The sequence below is a fragment of the Micromonospora solifontis genome (assembly GCF_003725545.1).
Lineage (GTDB): Bacteria > Actinomycetota > Actinomycetes > Mycobacteriales > Micromonosporaceae > Micromonospora > Micromonospora solifontis.
The window spans coordinates 1-17,233 of the sequence record NZ_RJLN01000098.1 but is presented as its reverse complement, the minus strand read 5'-3'; the positions used below and the strand labels follow the sequence as shown (position 1 = coordinate 17,233).

Sequence of the window (17,233 nt, the reverse complement as noted above, 5' to 3'; positions counted from 1 at the left end):
GTGGGTGCCGGTGGAGTTCGAGGTGATGGTCCGGTCGGCCTCGGCGTGGGCGATGCCGGTCATGGCTGCCGAGGCTGCGGCCAGCACGACGGCGGTGACACCACCGACGAGCAGCCTCATGCCGCGCCGTCGGCGGTTGGGTGGGACGGGCGAGTCATTCACGGGCGTGCATCCTTCTCGTGCGGCAGCCCGAGGGTCGGGCTGCAGGAGACGACTCGGCGCTGTGGTAGGCCGCCGGGGCACGGACGGCGCCGTCAGCGCCGGACCACGTCGCTGCCCACGCGTGGTCGATGACGACCGAGGAACCAGATCGCTGCCGTGGCCCGGATCGGCAGTCGTCGAGGTTCGTCGATGCTTGCATCATCGATCGACGCCATCGTGGTGTCAACAACTTCCGGAAGCGTTACGGAGGCGCGTCGTGGCCTGCCGGGCTCGAGGAGCGGCCCTGGACAGGCAACTCTCATCCGTCGGCCCGATGGGTTCAGAACCACCTCGCCAGGCGGCTCGGCCGCCGCCCGAGAGTTACGGCAGTTTTGTCGAAAGTTTCGGGATCGATCCAGGCCGGACACGGTGCCCTTCCCGGTTCGTCCCGGGCGTCCGAAGGGGTATGAAGAGGGCGCAGGACATTCGCGCGCACCCGGAAGGACCGTTTCGATGACCCTGGAACGACCGATCGCCCCGGACCCGTACGAGCTGCTGCCGACGGTGCCGTCGTTCACGCTGAGCAGCGACGACGTGCACAACGGCGAGCCGATGGACGCGCGGTACGCGCACGGCAGCGCCGGCGGCGAGAACGTCTCCCCGCAGCTGTCCTGGTCGGGCTTCCCGGACGAGACCAGGAGCTTCGTGGTCACCTGCTTCGACCCGGACGCCCCGACGGGCAGCGGCTTCTGGCACTGGGTGCTGGTGGACGTGCCCACCTCGGTGACCGAGCTGCCGACCGGGGTGAAGGAGAGCGACCTGGGCGGCGCCTTCAGCATCCGCAACGACTACGGCGACACCGGCTACGGCGGCGCCGCCCCGCCGCCCGGGGACCGCCCGCACCGGTACGTCTTCGCGGTGCACGCGGTGGACGTGGAGCGCCTCGACGTGGGCCGGGAGGCCAGCCCGGCCTTCGTCGGCTTCAACCTGGCGTTCCACACCCTGGCCCGGGCGGTGATCCGCCCGACGTACCAGATCAAGGAGTGACCGGTAAGGAGGGGCCCCTTCTTAACAGACGTCTGTTAAGAAGGGGCCCCTCCTTACACCTCAGCCGGGGACGCGGGCGACCGCGAAGACGGACTGGCCGAACGGCGGGCGTACGGCCTGCTCGGCCGCCTTGGTGGCGGGCAGGACCAGGGTGTCGTAGACCTTGACCATCGGGCCCTCCTTCGGCATCAGCCGGAAGACCTTGGTGGCCATGAAGTAGCCGATCAGGCCGAGCGCGTTCGCGTAGTGGATCTTCTCCACGGTGAGACCGGCCTCGGTCATCGCCGCGGCGAGGGTCTTCTTGGTGTAGCGCCGGACGTGGCCGGTGGCGATGTCGGCCGGGCTCATCGCGAACTGGAACGCCGGCACGATGATGACCACCGCACCGCCGGGCCGGACCAGGTCGCGCATGCTGCGCAGCGCGCCCACGTGGTCCTCGATGTGCTCCAGCACGTTGTACGACACGGCCGCGCTGTAGTCGCCGCGCTCGGAGTGCGGCAGCAGCATCTGCCGGACCTCGATGGTGGGGTGGTCGGCCAGCCGCTCCTTGAGCCGGACCAGCCGGTCCGGGTCGGCCTCGGTGGCGGTGATCCGGGGCAGGCGTGCGGACCACTCGAGGGCGTAGTCGCCCAGCCCGCTGCCGACCTCGATGGGGTTGTCACCGAGGTAGGGCACGGCCAGGTCGACGAACCATCTGCGGTGGTTGACCGCCGTCGCCAGCCCCTCGAGCACCTCCGACTGGACGCGCTGATCCCCAGTGATTTCTGCCATGCGTCGATTCCTCACGATATGACTGACCCGCGCCTGGACCGACAGAGTCAACCATCTGGATGGCTGGAGGAAAAATCGGGGCACCGGGGGTGGCCGAATTGCGGTCGGGGGAGGGCACGTGATCGGCGGTCGGCGAACCCGGCACATAGTACGCCAGTACCCAGAAACATGTCACGGCCCAGCCATACCCTGACTACTCTCTGAATTGTCATGACTACTCCTCAATCGGACGCCGCTCGCGGCGGTCCCGTCGAGGGTGCGTCCGACGGGGGCGAGCGACCGGCGCAGGGTCGGTGGATCGACCTCGCCGCCGTGCTCAGCTTCCTGCTGCTCGCCTTCTGGGTCACCGCGCGGTTCTGGGCGAACGCGGCCGCGGGCGTGCGGGACAACCGGTCCGACCAGGCGCAGTTCGAGTGGATGATGGCACACGGTGCGCGGGTCGTGACGCAATTCGCCGATCCGTTCCGGACCGACCGGATGAACGTGCCGGACGGCGTCAACCTGATGGCTAATACGTCGGTATTATCCATTTCGCTGCCAATGACGCCCGTCACCGTCCTACTCGGCCCGCGGTGGTCATTTCTGGCCTTTCTCACCCTGGGCATGGCGGCCACCGGCGTCGCCTGGTACTTCGTCCTTTCCCGCGTGCTGATCGGCGCCCGGGGACCCGCCTGGCTCGGCGCGGGCTTCTGCGCCTTCGCGCCGGCGATGGTGTCGCACGCCAACGCCCACCCCAACATCGTCAGCCAGTTCGTGGTGCCGCTGATCGTCTGGCGGACCCTGCGCCTGGCCGTGCCGGGCCGCTGGCTGCGCAACGGCGCGCTGCTCGGCCTGGTGATCGCCTGGCAGGCCTTCCTCAACCTGGAGATCCTGCTGATGACGGCGATCGGGCTGGCCGTCGTGGTGGCCGCGCTCGCCATCGGCCGGCCCGAGCTGCGCCCGGCGGCCCGGCCGTTCTGCGCGGGGCTCGCGGTGGCCGCCGCGGTCGCCGGGGTGCTGCTGGCCTACCCCCTGTACGTGCAGTTCTTCGGGCCCGGCGCGTACCAGGGGCTGTCCCGGCTGATCCGCGGCTACCGCACCGACCTCGCCTCGTTCGTGGCCTGGTCCCGCGAGTCCCTGGCCGGTGACGCCCGGGGCAGCGTGTGGCTCGCGAAGAACGCCACCGAGGAGAACTCCTTCTTCGGCTGGCCGCTCGTCGTCCTGGTCGGGGCGCTGGTCTGGTGGCTGCGGCGCAACGTCGTGGTGCTCGCCCTGGCCGGGCTCGGCCTGCTCTTCGCCGTCTTCTCGCTGGGCCGGGAGATCCGCTACGACGGGCACGACACCGGAATCCCCGCTCCCTGGGCGGCGCTGGAGGGCCTGCCGATCCTGCACTCGGTGGTGCCCACCCGGTGGTCGCTGGCGCTCACCCCGATCGTCGGGATCCTGCTCGCCCTCGGCGCGGAGCAGGTCCGGCAACTGGCCCGGCGGCACCCGGCCGCCCGGCCGCGGCTCCGGTTCGTCACCGCCACCGTGCTGACCATGGCGCTGCTGCCGATCCTGCCCACCCCGCTGCCCTCGGTACGCCTCGACCCGACCCCCGCGTTCGTCAGCACCGGGGCCTTCCGCCCGTACGTGGCCGGCGGGCACAGCATCGTGACGCTGCCGCTGCCCGACACGACGTATCCCGACCCGCTGCGCTGGTCCGCCGAGACCCGGCTGGACCTGCCGCTGGCCCGCGGCTACTTCCTCTATCCGGACACCCGGCCGGGCCACGGGCGGGTGGCCCTCTTCACCGCGCCGCCCCGCCCCACCAGCACCTTCTTCACCACCATCCGCATCACCGGCGGGGTGCCGCCGATCACCCCCTCGGATCAGGTGGCGGCCGTCGACGACCTGCGTTACTGGCGGGCCGGCGCGGTGATCCTCGACCCCGGGCTGCGGCAGGCCGACGCACTGCGGCGCGGGATGACCGCGCTGACCGGGATCGAGCCGACGTACACCGGCGGGGTCTGGCTCTGGGACGTCCGGCCGCTGGTGGACTGAGCGGCCGGCCGGTCAGGACGGGCGGAGGCAGCAGCCCTGGCAGATCTTCGGCCGGGGCAGCGTGAAGGCCAGGCAGCAGGTACGCCGCTGCACCGTCGGCTCGCCCGCCGGGCCGGGCACCAGCTCCACCAGATCGCTCAGGTCGAGCGCGTCGAGCAGGGTCCGGATCGTCGCGGTGGCGGAACCGGGCAGGGCGTCCGAGGCGCGCAGGATGCCGTGCGCGATGCCCGAGGCGACCGAGCCGAGCAGGGTACGCGCGCCGAGCCGGACCTCGGTCTGGATGGCCGCGATCAGCGGCGCGTAGTGCGCGTCGAGCAGGGTGGCGCGCAGCGCGCCGAGCAGCGCCGCCTCGTCGGCGACCACCCGCACGTCGGGGTGGCCGGCCAGCGCGAGCGGGTCACCCGGCAGCACGGCGACCGTGGTCGAGCTGCGCAGGCCCAGGGTGAGCAACTGGTGGTGATCCTCGAAGTGGACCAGGACGTCGGCGGGGTCGAGCAGCGGCACCCGCCGGGCCGAGGCCCAGCCGAGCGCGACCGGCAGCGCCGTCCAGTAGCTGTACGACTTCCAGGCCAGCGCGGCGCAGGCGTGCGGGGTGCCGCCGAACCGGCGGGTGGCCGCGCGGAGGAACTCGGGCAGCAGGGTGCCGTCGATCAGCCGGCTCGCCGGGGACCAGCGGGCCTCGTCGGCGGTGACCAGCAGCCCGGGGGCGAGCCCGGGCAGGTCGTCGGTGCCGAACATGGCGCGCAGGGTGGCGGTCACCGGGGCGAGCGGCGCGGCGACGGCATCGCGCCTCGGCATCACCGCAGTCACCTTGATCCGTCCCCTGTCTGGTGGTCCCCACCCGGTCGACGCCCGTCCTCGATCTGAACTAAGGCTAGCCTAACCACAGCTTCCGGCCCGGGGAAAGTCGTGCCGAGGGGTCGATGGGGAGGTCCCGGTCACTCCGCGGCCGTCGGCCGCGTGCCGCGTACTACCCGGCCGGGCGGGCGGAAAACACCGCGAGCGGGCGGGCGGGACTGCGCAAGTATCGACGGTGGCCGCTGAATTGGCAAGACACCTGTCGAATACGAGGCAGTTTCCGTACACGTTCGGCCACCCAACGTGAAAATGAGGCTCCCGCGTACGAGGAAGCCGATGTCGACCTCACCCATCGAGCGTGCCGCCGACTCGTTCGCGGCTGAGCTCGCCCGGCACCGCACCGGCCGAGGGCTGTCCAAGAAGCAGCTGGCGACCCTGATGGGCTTCGACCCGTCGTACGTCAGCCACGTCGAGGGGCGCCGGCACCGGCCCACCGAGGACTTCGCCCGCCGGGCCGAGGCCGTCCTGGAGGCCAGCGGCGCGATCTGGCAGCGCTTCCGCGAGTACGACGAACTGCGGCACGGCCGCTCCGGCGGCAACCACCGGGAGCCGGCCGTACCCGGGCAGTGGCTGCCGCCCGGCACCGGCCTGGTGGTCGAGCGGGAGTCCGCCACCCTCACCTGGACCGACGAGGGCTACCACTGCGCCATCCGGCGCGAGCTGTACAACGCCGGCACCGAACCGGTCACCCGCTACCTGGTCCGGGTCGCCGTGGACCGCTACCCCGACGACCCCGGCCGCTCCAACCGACACCACCGGGAACACCCGCTCACCTTCGCCGAGCTGCAACTGGCCGCGTACCGGGACGACGGCGGCACCCGGGAACCGATGCACTGGCGGGCCAAGCACGACCGGGACGCGTTCAAGGAGATCTGGCTGCTCTTCGAGAACACCGAGGGCCGGTTCCCGCTCTACCCCGGCGACCGGGCCACCATCGAATACGCGTACCGGGTCGGCCGGGACAAGTGGGGCCCCTGGTTCCAGCGCGCCGTACGCCTGCCCACCCGGCACCTCGCCGTCCGGCTCGACCTCCCCGCCGACCTCGACCCGAAGGTGTGGGGGGCCGAGACGTCGCTCTCCGCCGAGGAGGGGCCGCTGCGTACCCCGATCCAGCGCCGCGCCGAGGGCGACCGGGTGATCTTCGACTGGGCCACCGACGACCCGCCGCTGAACGCCCGCTACCGGATGCAGTGGCGCTTCCGCAGCCTGCCGCCGGAGACCGAACCGGACGGCCCGGGACCGGGCGTCCGGATACGGGCCAGCGACCGGATGCGCGCCATCGGTATCGTGCAGCGCGGCGACGACCTGCTCCGCCAGCCGGCCCGCCAGTTCGACCTGCCCCGCGAGGAGCAGCTGGCCCGGGAACTCGTCGACCGGCTCGCCGGCGTCCTGGTCCGGCTCGACGAGCTGCACCCGTTCAGCAAGGGCGTCGGCATCGCCGCGCCGCAGCTCGGGCTCTGCTGGGCCGCCGCCCTGGTCCGCCCCGCCGACCGGGCCGCCGAGCCGGTCGTCCTGCTCAACCCCCGGGTGGTCGACACCGCCGCCGAGACCGACGAGCAGTACGAGGGCTGCCTCTCCTTCTTCGACCACCGCGGCCTGGTGCCCCGGCCGCTCCGGATCGACGTGGAGCACGCCCAGTGGGACGGCAGCCGCGTCATCACATCCTTCGAGTACGCGATGGCCCGGCTGGTCGCCCACGAGATCGACCACCTGGAGGGGCACCTCTACGTCGACCGGATGGCCCCCGGCGTCCCGCTGGTGCCGGTCGAGGAGTACCGCGACACCGGCCACCCCTGGCGCTACTGACGACGTCGGGAGATTCCGGTACGCGGGCCGGTTGCCGGCCCGGCCCACGTACCGGCGAACGGGGGCCGGGCCGCGTGCCCCAGGGGGCAGGGGCACGCGGCCCGGCTCGGGGGGAGGAACGGCTACTGGGCGCCGAAGGTGTCGTACCGGATGTTGTCCGGCGGAACGTCGTCGGCGGCGAGCGCCCGCAGGGTGGCCCGGACCATCCCGGTCGAGCCGGAGACGTAGCAGTCGTGGGTCGTCCACGGGCCGTACCGGGTGACCACCTCGGAGATGTCCCCCAGCTCGCCGGCGAAGTCCGGGTCCTCGCTGCACGCCGGGGTGACCGACAGCCACGGGTGCGCGGCCACCAACTCCTCCAGGCCCGCCAGCCCGTACAGCTCCGCCGGGCGGCGGGCGCCGTAGAAGACGTGCACCCACCGGGTCCGGTTGACCCGGGTCAGCTCCTCCACCAGCGCCTTGATCGGCGCCAGCCCCACCCCGCCGGCCACGCAGAGGATGTCCCGGGTGGACGACGTGTCGAGCGTCATCGACCCCATCGGGGCGGCCACCCGGAGCAGGTCGCCCGGCTTCGTCCGGCGAACCAGCGCCCCGGACACCCAGCCGGCCGCCCCGGCCGGCGTACGCACGTGGAACTCCAGCACGTTGTCGTCGTTCGGGGCGTTCGCCACCGAGTACGTCCGCCACACCCGCGGGTGGTAGCGGGGCACCTCGACGCTGACGTACTGGCCGGCCTGCCAGTGCAGCGGGTGCTGGAGGGCGCGCACGGTCAGCACGGCGGTGTCGGGGCCGTGCCGCTCGTGGGTGAGCACCTCCGCGTGCCAGAACGGCGGGTTCCCGTCCGCCGCCGCACCGGCGAGCATCCGGTCGCAGATGCTCTTGTACGCCTCCCGCCACGCCTGGTCGTACTCCAGGTTCCAGCCGTCGCCGGCGGTGCTGCGCAGCGCGTCCAGCAGGGCGACCCCCATGGTCTCGTAGTGGCCCGGCTCGACGTGGTACTTCCGGTGGTCCCGGCCCAGCGCCCGCAGGTACTCGTCGAAACTCTCCGGGTCGTCCACCGTCTGGGTCGCGGTGACGATCGCCTCCAGGATCCGGTCGCCCTGCCCGTTCATCTGCACCGGGAAAAGCTTGCGCAGCTCGGGGTCGAGCAGGAACAGCCGGGCGTAGAAGTGGCCGCTCAGCCGCTCGCGCTCCTCCTCGACCAGGGTCCAGCTCTCCTTCAACAGTCGGGCGAAGTTCTCCACCGGGCACGCTCCTTCTCCTGGCGGGCGGATCGGCCCACACAGAATCTCCACGGAACGTGTCCGCCGGTCGCACAGAATGTGCGACCGGCTCAGCTGAGTGCCGAGGTGTTGACCGGGCCCGGCGTGCGGCACAGTTGTCCGGTGACGGTTGACGAGCTCACCCGCCCGGTGTCCCGCCGGACCCTGGGCACCGAGACGCTCCTGGTGCTCGGCCTCTCCCTCGGCCAGTCGGCCGTGTACGCGCTGGTCTCGCTGATCGCCAAGCTGACCGCCACCGGCGGGCTGTCGAAACAGACCGCCGCGCTGAACACCTCGGTGTCGGCGCGGCCGTACCTCGACCTGGCGTACCAGCTCCTCGGGATCTGCTTCGCGCTGCTGCCCGTGCTGCTCGCCGTACACCTGCTGGCGCGGGACCCCGGCGACCCGGCGCGGACCCTCGGGGTGGACCTGACCCGGCCGGGGTCCGACCTGGCCGGGGGGGCGGGCCTGGCCGCGCTGATCGGCCTGCCCGGGTTGGCCCTGTTCTGGGTGGCGGCGCAGCTCGGCGTCAACGCCACCCTGGTCCCGGCCGCGCTGCCACACCTCTGGTGGGCGGTGCCGGTGCTGATCCTCGCCGCCGTGCAGAACGCCGTGCTGGAGGAGGTGATCGTGGTCGGCTACCTGATCACCCGGCTGCGGCAGCTCAACTGGCGGCTCGGCGCGGTGCTCGCGGCCAGCGCCGTGCTGCGCGGCTCCTACCACCTCTACCAGGGCTTCGGCGCGTTCGTCGGCAACGCCGTGATGGGCGTGGTCTTCGGCCTCTGCTACCTGCGTACCCGCCGGGTGGCCCCGCTGATCGTCGCGCACACCCTGCTCGACGTGGTCGCCTTCGTCGGCTACGCGCTGCTGCCCAGATCCTGGTTCGGCTGGCTCTGACCGCCTCAGATGGCTTGGCCGTGAGGAATGCCGCAGTCCGGGGGGTCTGGGTCGGTGGAAGGCCCGGGATGCGGCATCCCGAGTGGATCGTGGCCGGCGCCGACCGCGCCTGCGCTCAGCGGGCGCGGACCGGCCGGTAGCGGGCGGTCGCGCGGGCGGCGAGCCGCTCGGCGGCGGCCGCGTCGCCCGCCGCAGCGGTGAGCACCGCCGCGCCCGGCAGCAGCCGCGAGGCCAGCCGCAACCCCAGCCAGCCGCCCGCCTGTGCGGCGAGCGGGGTCGCCAACCGCCACGCCGCCTCGGCCGCGCGCGGCCACGGTCCGTCCACCGGTACGCTCGCCGACCGCACCGCGTCCAGGGCGGCACGCGCCGTGCCGACGTCCGGGTGCACCTGGGTCAGCACCAGCAACTCGGCCACCCGCTCCGGGTCAGCAGGATCCCGGCCGTAGACCGCCGCCAGGTGCAGCACCAGGTTCGCCTGGGTCCAGAGCACCGCCGCCAGCTCGGCCGCCGGGGCGAACAGGCCGGTGCCCGCGGCGAGCGCCCCGCCCGTACGGGCCAGCCGGACGAACCGCCGGGCCGCCAGCCGGGCCAACCCGTCGGCGTCCGCTCCGGGGTACCTTCCGCGAGTCCGCTCGGCCCAGTCGCGGGCCCGCGGTCCCAGCTCCTCGACCGCCGCGATGGCCAGCAGTTCCGGCGCGAAGCCCGGATGGTCAAGGATCCGCGCGGCCACCGTCCGCCAACCGGCCCCGGCGGTACGCCCCGACTCCGGCTCCCGGTCCGCTCCGTCCGGGCGCACCAGGGCCGCCGTGGTGTCCTGCGCCGGCTCCGGTACCGCGTCGGTGCGGGTCGCGTGGTCTGCCGGCGGGATCCGCTCCGGCTGCGGCCGGTCCGGGGCCGTGTCCTGGTTCGTGGCGACCGCAAGGTCCGGCTGTGCGGCTGTGCCCTCTTTCGTGGTGGCCGCGCGATCCGGCTGTGCGGCCGTGATCTGTTCCGTGGTGGCCGCGCGATCCGGCTGTGCGGCGATCGATGTGGCGCCCCGGTCCGTGCCGGCTCCCGGTCCGGGCTCCGTCTCCGGCGGGGCGGGCCGGCCGCCGGTCTGCGCGGCGGCGTCCGTGTCCCGTGCCGCCGCCTTCTTCGCCCGGGTCGCCTTGCGGGCCGGGGCGGCCTTCTTCGTCGGACTGGTCCTGCTGCCGGTCGCCTTGCGGGCCCGGGTCGTCGCCGGCGGGGTCGTCTCCGGGGTGGCGTCGCGGATCGCCAGCGCCGGCTCGAGTGGCTCGGTGTCGCCGGTCGCGCCTGCCGGCTCGGTTGGCTCGGTGCCGCTGGTCGCCCCCGCCGGCTCGGTGTCGCCGGCACCAACCTCCGGCCCGGCCGGAACGCTCGGGACGACGCCGGCGGTGACCGGCGGCACGTCGACCCGATCCGCGCTGCTCGCGGTGGCCAGCGGCGGGGCCGAGGCCACGTGTTCCACATCACCCGGTGCCTCGACGATGTCGGCCGGCGTCCGGCTGGCGCCCTTCGAGGCGGCCTGCGCGGTCTTCTTCAGGGGCGGCGTCGCCTTCTTCGCGCGGGTGGTCGCCTTGCTCACCCCGGTGCGCTTCTTCGGACGGGCGGGTTCCGCGTCCACGCTCGGCTGGTCCGTGTTCCGCGTGTCCGTCTTCGGCCCGCCTGTCTTCGGCGCAACCATGTGCGGCTCGTCCGCGCCTGGCTCGTCCGCGCCTGGTTCGTCCGCGCGTGGTGCGTTCGCGCTGGGCTCGTCCGCGCCTGGTTCGCCCGTCTTCGACTCGTCCGCGTCCGGCTCCGCGGCCCGGCGAGGACGGGTCGCCTGCTGCCCGCCGGCCGGGATGGCGTCGCCGGAGGCAACGGTCCCGTCGGCGTCCGCCTCTGCGGCGGGGCGGGGACGCGGCGCGGCGGTCGGGGCGGATCCGGTGGCAGTCCGACCGGTCTCCGCAGCCGGCGGCCGGGACAACGTGGGATCGGGCGGCTGGAACAGCACGGCCGGAGCGGCCTTGGCCCGGCGTGGCCGGGGTGCGGGATCGCCGTCGGCCGGGGCGGCTGGCGGTGCCGGTGCCGGCGGTGGGGTGAAGGTGGGCTCCGGGGAGCGGCTCCGCCGGGCGCTGGCGGTGGGCTCGCGGCGGGGCGGATCGCTCGGCGGCTGCTCCTGCATATCGATGGAGCGTAGTCCCGGTTGTGACCTCGCACACGGGGGAAACGCAGCGGTTGGAGTCGTACCGGTAGTCGCTTTGCCCCGGGCGGGTGCGGACCTGTATCCTCGGGCGCGGTGGTCTCCGGGCCACCGGGGAGACTTCGCCTAGTCTGGTCTATGGCGCCGCACTGCTAATGCGGTTGGGGTTTTAAAGCCCCTCCCGGGTTCGAATCCCGGAGTCTCCGCGCGAAAGCCGGGTGTGTAGACTGGCTGAGCAGCAAGCGCCCGTAGCTCAATGGATAGAGCATCTGACTACGGATCAGAAGGTTAGGGGTTCGAGTCCCTTCGGGCGCGCACAGCAGGGAGAAGCCCTCGACCAGCCGAAATGGCGAGGTCGGGGGCTTTCTCGTATCCGTCGGGAGCGGGTTTCAGGCGGCTGTGGAAGCCACGCTGGGAGCCACTGATCGCCTCCGAGCGGCGGTCACCCGCCATCAAATGCCCGTACACGTCCTTCGTGATCGCAATTGACGTGTGCCCGGGAACCTCCGAAACCACGTGCAGCGGGGTGCCCTGAGCCAGCATCAATGAGGCCCCGGAATGGCGGAGCTCGTGCGGATGCCAGTGCCCGAGCCCGGCACGCTCGCACAGTGCCGAGAGCCGATGGGAGAAGTTGTCCGGATCAGGGCGGCCCGCAGGCGGGCCGCGCCGGCCCGGCCCCGGCCTGCTGGCGACCTCCGGCCGGCATCGACCGGGTCGGCCGGCCACATTGAGGGACGACGGACCTTGGAACACTTCGAGGCTCCGCCCCGAACCCCGGCCCTCCTCAGCGATCGGCCGCGGATCACCTCGTCAGGCACCACAAGGGCTGGGCGGTCTACGACTGCCCGACGAGGAGATCCACTTGAACGGCTACCGCCCTCATTGCCGACAAGGGCCGTCAGAGTGGGGCGAGGCGGCGCTTGAGCAGGCAGAACTCGTTGCCTTCGGGATCGGCGAGGACGTGCCAGGACGCGTCCGCAGGCTGACCGATGTCGACGAGCTTCGCCCCGGCGGCCAGGAGGCGCTCGAGCTCGGCGTCCTGATCGCGGTCGGTGGCGTTGACGTCGATGTGCAGCCGAGCATGCCCGTTCTTCGGCTCGTCGGTGCGGATGAGGAAGATCGTCGGCTGCGGGCCGCCGAACCCTTCGCGCGGGCCTATCTCGATGTAGACCCCCTCTTCGCGATCGAGCTCAATGAAGTCCAGGACCTCGCACCAGAACCGCGCCAGCACCTCGGGGTCACGGCACTTGAGCACGAGCTCGCTGATACGGCATGCCACTGACGAAACCTACTTCCAGGGTGGGAACTGCCGGGGTGGCCGCACGCGCATCTCATGGGCTCCCGCAGTGAGAACATTGCGCGACCGTACCGGGCGAGGCGAGCAGGGGCGAAGTGGATTCCAGGACCCCGCCTGGCCAGGCTGCCAGGCGAGGGCCGTAGGTCGCGCAGTAGGGCAGCTTACTTTGAGACACACCCTAGTTGGCGGGCTTGCCGAACCAGCGGGAGAGATGGTCGTCGAGGTCCTGCTGATCGTCGCCGATCCAGGCGACGTGGCCGTCGGGGCGTAGCAGGACGCACGGAACATCCAGCATCGCAGTGGGATCCGCAAGGTGATCGACCCGGTCCGACCAGCCGCCGACGGTCAGGCGTTCCGTGCGGTCCAGCAGCAGGCCGCGGCCGCGATGCAACAGACCGTACAGGTGGCCCTGTTTGACGTCGATGTCGCGCAGACGGCGGCCGAGCAGGTCGTGGCCTTCACCGAAGTCGTAGCGGATGCCGATCGCGGTGATCTTCTCGATCAGATAGCGGTTCACCTGGTCGAAGTCCATCAGTTCGGTGAGCAGCCTGCGCACGGACCGCGGGCCCGGTTCCCTGGACAGCAGTTCCATCTGGGCGCGGGTGTTGTCCAGCACGTCCGCGGCGACCGGATGACGTTCGGCCTGGTAGGTGTCCAGCAGGGTTTCCGGCGCCCAGCCGCGGACCTGTGCGGCCAGTTTCCAGCCGAGGTTGAATGCGTCCTGAACGCCAAGGTTGAGGCCCTGTCCGCCGAGGGGTGGATGGATGTGTGCCGCGTCGCCGGCCAGCAGCACCCGGCCGACCCGATAACGTTCGGCTAGCCGGGTGGCATCCCCGAAGCGGGACAACCAGCGCGGGGAGTGCACGCCGAAATCGGTTCCGGCGATGGCGCGCAACTGCTGCCGGAAATCGTCGCGGGTGGGCGGTTCGGCACGATCGCTGACGCCTGCGGCGGGGACTACGACGCGATAGGTACCAACGCCTGCGGGCCCGAGGATGAACCGCGGATCGCTCTTGCGGATTTCGGCCACCTTGGCGGCGATCTCCTCCTGCGGCACGCCGACCTCCATCTCGCCCATCAGCGTCTCGCTGCGCGAGGGCTCGCCGGGGAAGCCGACGCCGAGCAGTTTGCGCACCGTGCTGCGCGCGCCGTCGCAGCCGACGAGATAGCGCGAACGCAGCTGTTCCCCGCCGGCCAGCTCGACGGTCACCCCGTCGTCGTCCTGCTCGAGACCGGCCACCGCACATCCGTGCCGGACCTGCGCACCCAGCTTGATCGCATGCTCTTCGAGCAGCTGAACGATGACCGGCTGCGGAATGCCCAGCAGATAGGCGTGCGCGGAATCCAGGCCCTCGGGGGCGGGTTTGTTGATGGCGGCGAAGAAGCCGCCGGCGGGACGCCGCCTTCCGCGTTCGAGAATGCGGTCCAGCAGCCCGCGCATCGCCATCAGCTCGATACTGCGAATATGCAGGCCGACTATGCGGACGAACGACGCGGGCTCGGTGTCCTTCTCCAGGACGAGTACCCGCACATCGTGCAGCCGTAGTTCGGCGGCCAGCATCGCGCCAGTCGGCCCGCACCCGGCGATGATCACGTCGAACACGCGGGGCGCGCGATCGGTGCCGGAGGCCGGCGATGGGAGCCCGGGGACGTCGACCCCGGTGGAGTCGCGCTCGACCGTGTCGGTCGCTGACGGTTCGGTGGTGAACTGCGGAGAGTGCATAGGTGTTGCCTTTCGGGAGTGCCTTGTTGGCGAGACGCTCCCGGCGACAGCTATGTCAATCGCCCGACCATGACGGGAAGGGGGAGCACCCACATCGATACAGCGTTCATGGGTCTCACCTCCTCGGGTGGTGTCACGGTCAGCCGCAAGCTACAAGCCCGAGCATCATCCGGTCCAGTCCTTTTCCAGCCACCCCTCGCCGGGGTCACATCGCCATTCGTACCCGGACGGAGGCCGCCGTCGAGGGAGGCGTCCCCAGCTCTTCGACCGGCACGTCGACGGCAGGCTGAGTGGTGAGACTCGCGCGCTCGATCCGATCGAGGCGGAACCAGCGGATCGCCTCGCGGCGGTGGCAGCGCGCCACGAGGAACCAGTGACCGGCCGTGAACGCGAGCAGTTGGGGGTCGACCCGGCGCGTTGTCGGCGCGCCGTGACGATCGCGGTAGTGCAGCACCAGGACCTTGCGCTCCTGAAGGGCATGTTCGATGGCGCCGCGTCGGCGCGGGTCGGCTGCCTCGGTGGTGCGGTGGTCGATCCAGATGCGCTCGGTCAAGCCGTCCGCGTGCCGCCGCGCCCGCGGGTCCATCACCGCCAGCACTTTCACCAGGGCAGCTCGGGCCTGCCTGTCGAATGGTTGTCCGCGGTGTGCTGCGATCGCCGCAGCGAGCGCGGAAGCTTCGGCGGCGGTGAAGTTCACCGGCGGCAGGGTGGCCGCATGATCGACGACGTACCCGCCGGTCCGGCCCGTGCGTGCCCAGACGGGGAACCCGCCCTGCTGCAGAGCGGAGATGTCGCGCTTGACGGTACGGACGCTGATCTCGAATGCGGCGGCGAGCTGTTCGGCGGTGCGGCCTCGGGGACCGGCCCGCCGGAGGTCTTCGCGGATCGCGTAGAGCCGGTCGGTGCGGTTCATGCCTGAACGGTGCCATAACGGTGACATCCGGCGCCGCCAAGATCGGGGCATGACACAGTCGCAGGAACCGATTCTGTTGTTGAGCGGTGCCGGTCTTCCCGCCTGGATCTGGGATCAGGTACGCGAAGAACTGGCCCCAGCGCACCGGACGGTGGTCGCTGGGCGACCGCGTCACGACCGCGCTTCGCTCACGGAGTACGCCGCCGCGGCACTGGATTCGGCACCGTGGGAACGTTTCGCGGTCGTCGCGCACTCCAGCGGCGGGACTGTCGCAGCGGAAATCGTCACCCTCGCACCTGACCGGGTGGCCGCGTTCCTAGCGGTCACGGCCGTCGTGCCGAAGCCGGGACGCAGCTTCGTCGCGTCGATGCCGTTGCCGAACCGGCTCGTGCTGAGTCTGGCGATGCGGCTGGCCGGCACCCGACCGCCTGACGCGGCTATCCGGCGCGGGGTGGCCAGCCGGGTCGACCCGGAGACGGCCGATCGCATCGTGGCGGAGTTCAGTCCCGAGTCCGTGCGTCTCTACCGGGATGCGCCGCGAGGCGGCCGCTTTCCCGAACGTCGGGGCTACCTCTCCACGAGCCAGGACGCTGGGCTGCCGAGCGGACTGCAACAGCGATTCGCCCGCAACCTCGACCCGAGCTGGCATGAATCTGTCGACAGCGGACACCTGCCCATGCTCGAAGCACCCGACGCTCTCGCCCGGCGAATCGAGCGCTTCCTCACCAACGGACCCGGGTGACCGAGAGTCCGCACGACGCTGGGCCGATCACGACCGGCAGATGAGAAGGCCTCCTCCCGCCGCCCGCCCCCGGACGCCAGCACGGCGGCCGGGGGCGGTTCATCGGGCGGCAGTGGCTCCGCGGCAAGCGCCCGCCGCGCTGGAGGAATTGCCGGCCCGGACGCGAGCGGCGGGCTAAGCCTCGGGTCCAATGGCAGTAGCGTCGGCATTGACGTATGGCCGGAGCGGTGGGTTGGCCCGGCGATCGCGGACAAGCCCGCAGTGCTGCCGGCCGAAACCCAGAGGCGTGGTAAAGCGTGCAGGTCGGAAAGGGTTGTCCGGGTTGGCCTGTGATCGCTGGCCGCCAATACGTATTCTGGCTGGCCCGGCCGCAGCGGCAGTACAGTGTCTGCGTCACCCCCGGCCAGCCGGCCATGGCCCAAGCCCTCTACCAGCAGAAATACCTGTCCTGGGGGTCTCTGCCCGGCACAGCGGCCGCCGGCATGCGCCGGCTCCGTCCCACGAAACAAAACAGGCCGAGCCGGAGGGGATGACAAGGAGTGAAAACTCCATGACACGTCGAGGTTGAGGGTATGGGAGCGCTCCCGTAACATACCTGCCGCGGCTGTTAACGTTCACATAACCAATGATCATCGCGAATGCGCGGGCCGCCAACCATCAGGAGGGTGCTTTATGGGTAGATCCAGAGCGACCTATGTCGGCCTGGTGTCGGCCGGCGTCGCGTTGCTGGCGTCGGCGACCGTCGTCGTGGCGCTGCCGGCTGGTGCCGCGGCCGCCGGCTGCTCGGTGAACTATGCCGTGTCGTCGGAGTGGCCGGGCGGCTTCGGGGCCAACGTGTCGATCACGAACCTGGGCGATCCGTTGACCAGTTGGACGTTGAAGTGGTCGTTCGGCGCCGGGCAGACGGTGACCCAGTTCTGGAACACGTCGTTGACGCAGAGCGGGTCGGCGGTGACCGCGCAGAACGTGAGTTACAACGGTTCGATCGCGACCAACGGTACGGCGTCATTCGGCTTCAACGCGTCGTGGACGGGCAGCAACCCGGTGCCGACGAGCTTCGCCTTGAACGGTGTGACGTGTACCGGTGGCACGACGCCGACGACGGTGCCGACGACCACCACGCCGACCACGTCCCCGACCACCACGCCGACGACAACGCCGACCACGTCGCCGCCCACGTGCGCTCTTCCGTCGACGTACCGGTGGACCTCGACGGGCCCGCTGGCGAACCCGAAGTCGGGTTGGGTGTCGCTGAAGGACTTCACCAACGTCGTCTACAACGGCAAGCACCTGGTCTACGCCACGACGCACGACACGGGCTCGTCCTGGGGGTCGATGAACTTCAGCCCGTTCACGAACTGGTCGGACATGGCCTCGGCCAGCCAGAACGCGATGCCGTCGGGCACTGTTGCCCCTACCCTCTTCTACTTCGCTCCGAAGAACATCTGGGTGCTGGCGTACCAGTGGGGTGGGACGGCCTTCTCCTACCGGACGTCGAGCGATCCGACGAACGTCAACGGGTGGTCCGCGCCGCAGGCGCTGTTCACCGGGAGCATCTCCGGCTCCGGTACG

The 17,233-nt window shown here is 71.3% G+C and carries 14 protein-coding genes and 2 tRNA genes; 8 read left to right on the top strand and 8 right to left on the bottom strand.

Features of this window, described 5'->3' with window-relative positions; all coding sequences use genetic code 11:
• Positions 1 to 654 precede the first annotated feature (654 nt).
• The gene (locus tag EFE23_RS24010; protein ID WP_123243188.1) at positions 655 to 1,188 is read left to right on the top strand and encodes a YbhB/YbcL family Raf kinase inhibitor-like protein; all 534 of its coding nucleotides are present in this window, start codon (positions 655 to 657) and stop codon (positions 1,186 to 1,188) included.
• Positions 1,189 to 1,248: 60 nt separating this feature from the next.
• Here EFE23_RS24010 and EFE23_RS24005 read toward each other — a convergent pair whose 3' ends face one another.
• Positions 1,249 to 1,959 (bottom strand): class I SAM-dependent methyltransferase, encoded by a 711-nt coding sequence (locus EFE23_RS24005; RefSeq protein ID WP_123243187.1) that lies wholly within the window; start codon positions 1,957 to 1,959, stop codon positions 1,249 to 1,251.
• A 210-nt stretch (positions 1,960 to 2,169) separates the two neighbouring features.
• Between EFE23_RS24005 and EFE23_RS24000 the strand changes: the two genes are divergently transcribed.
• Positions 2,170 to 3,981: a hypothetical protein gene (locus EFE23_RS24000; protein ID WP_233601126.1), complete on the top strand. Its 1,812-nt coding sequence runs from the start codon at positions 2,170 to 2,172 to the stop codon at positions 3,979 to 3,981.
• Between the two features lie 12 nt (positions 3,982 to 3,993).
• On the opposite strand, the gene EFE23_RS23995 is transcribed toward EFE23_RS24000, so the two are convergent.
• Entirely contained in the window at positions 3,994 to 4,779 is a 786-nt protein-coding gene (locus tag EFE23_RS23995; RefSeq protein WP_123243189.1) for a hypothetical protein, read from the bottom strand.
• 336 nt (positions 4,780 to 5,115) lie between these two features.
• Here EFE23_RS23995 and EFE23_RS23990 point away from each other — a divergent pair, with 336 nt between their 5' ends.
• A complete protein-coding gene (locus tag EFE23_RS23990) occupies positions 5,116 to 6,645 on the top strand; it encodes a peptide deformylase (RefSeq protein WP_123243186.1) in 1,530 nt (509 codons plus the stop codon).
• A 122-nt stretch (positions 6,646 to 6,767) separates the two neighbouring features.
• Here the strand turns inward: EFE23_RS23990 and EFE23_RS23985 are convergent, their stop codons facing one another.
• Positions 6,768 to 7,889 (bottom strand): globin domain-containing protein, encoded by a 1,122-nt coding sequence (locus EFE23_RS23985; RefSeq protein ID WP_123243185.1) that lies wholly within the window; start codon positions 7,887 to 7,889, stop codon positions 6,768 to 6,770.
• 141 nt (positions 7,890 to 8,030) lie between these two features.
• Here EFE23_RS23985 and EFE23_RS23980 point away from each other — a divergent pair, with 141 nt between their 5' ends.
• Positions 8,031 to 8,804 (top strand): CPBP family intramembrane glutamic endopeptidase, encoded by a 774-nt coding sequence (locus EFE23_RS23980; RefSeq protein ID WP_123243184.1) that lies wholly within the window; start codon positions 8,031 to 8,033, stop codon positions 8,802 to 8,804.
• 115 nt (positions 8,805 to 8,919) lie between these two features.
• Here the strand turns inward: EFE23_RS23980 and EFE23_RS23975 are convergent, their stop codons facing one another.
• On the bottom strand, positions 8,920 to 10,428 hold the full coding sequence (locus tag EFE23_RS23975) for a hypothetical protein (RefSeq protein WP_233601125.1): 1,509 nt from the start codon (positions 10,426 to 10,428) through the stop codon (positions 8,920 to 8,922).
• 673 nt (positions 10,429 to 11,101) lie between these two features.
• On the opposite strand from EFE23_RS23975, the gene EFE23_RS23970 reads away from it, so the two are divergent.
• Both EFE23_RS23970 and EFE23_RS23965 read left to right on the top strand, forming a co-directional pair.
• Positions 11,102 to 11,192, top strand: a tRNA-Ser gene (locus EFE23_RS23970).
• Between the two features lie 36 nt (positions 11,193 to 11,228).
• A tRNA-Arg gene (locus tag EFE23_RS23965) sits at positions 11,229 to 11,301 on the top strand.
• On the opposite strand, the gene EFE23_RS29615 is transcribed toward EFE23_RS23965, so the two are convergent.
• The 4 genes from EFE23_RS29615 to EFE23_RS23945 all read right to left on the bottom strand — a co-directional run bounded on the left by EFE23_RS29615 (position 11,275) and on the right by EFE23_RS23945 (position 14,919).
• Positions 11,275 to 11,712, bottom strand: coding sequence for a tyrosine-type recombinase/integrase (locus EFE23_RS29615; protein WP_369410329.1), 438 nt, complete (start codon positions 11,710 to 11,712; stop codon positions 11,275 to 11,277). The two genes, EFE23_RS23965 and EFE23_RS29615, sit on opposite strands and share 27 nt — an antisense overlap.
• A gap of 172 nt (positions 11,713 to 11,884) precedes the next feature.
• Positions 11,885 to 12,265, bottom strand: a complete 381-nt coding sequence (locus tag EFE23_RS23955) for a VOC family protein (protein ID WP_123243182.1) — start codon at positions 12,263 to 12,265, stop codon at positions 11,885 to 11,887.
• 196 nt (positions 12,266 to 12,461) lie between these two features.
• A complete protein-coding gene (gene rox / locus EFE23_RS23950) occupies positions 12,462 to 13,886 on the bottom strand; it encodes a rifampin monooxygenase (protein ID WP_199737201.1) in 1,425 nt (474 codons plus the stop codon).
• 325 nt (positions 13,887 to 14,211) lie between these two features.
• Positions 14,212 to 14,919 (bottom strand): helix-turn-helix transcriptional regulator, encoded by a 708-nt coding sequence (locus EFE23_RS23945; RefSeq protein WP_123243180.1) that lies wholly within the window; start codon positions 14,917 to 14,919, stop codon positions 14,212 to 14,214.
• A 49-nt stretch (positions 14,920 to 14,968) separates the two neighbouring features.
• On the opposite strand from EFE23_RS23945, the gene EFE23_RS23940 reads away from it, so the two are divergent.
• Both EFE23_RS23940 and EFE23_RS23935 read left to right on the top strand, forming a co-directional pair.
• Complete coding sequence (locus tag EFE23_RS23940) at positions 14,969 to 15,661, top strand: alpha/beta fold hydrolase (protein WP_158675911.1); 693 nt, start codon at positions 14,969 to 14,971, stop codon at positions 15,659 to 15,661.
• A 672-nt stretch (positions 15,662 to 16,333) separates the two neighbouring features.
• Positions 16,334 to 17,233: non-reducing end alpha-L-arabinofuranosidase family hydrolase (locus EFE23_RS23935; RefSeq protein ID WP_199737200.1), on the top strand; the 900-nt coding region annotated here is incomplete at its 3' end.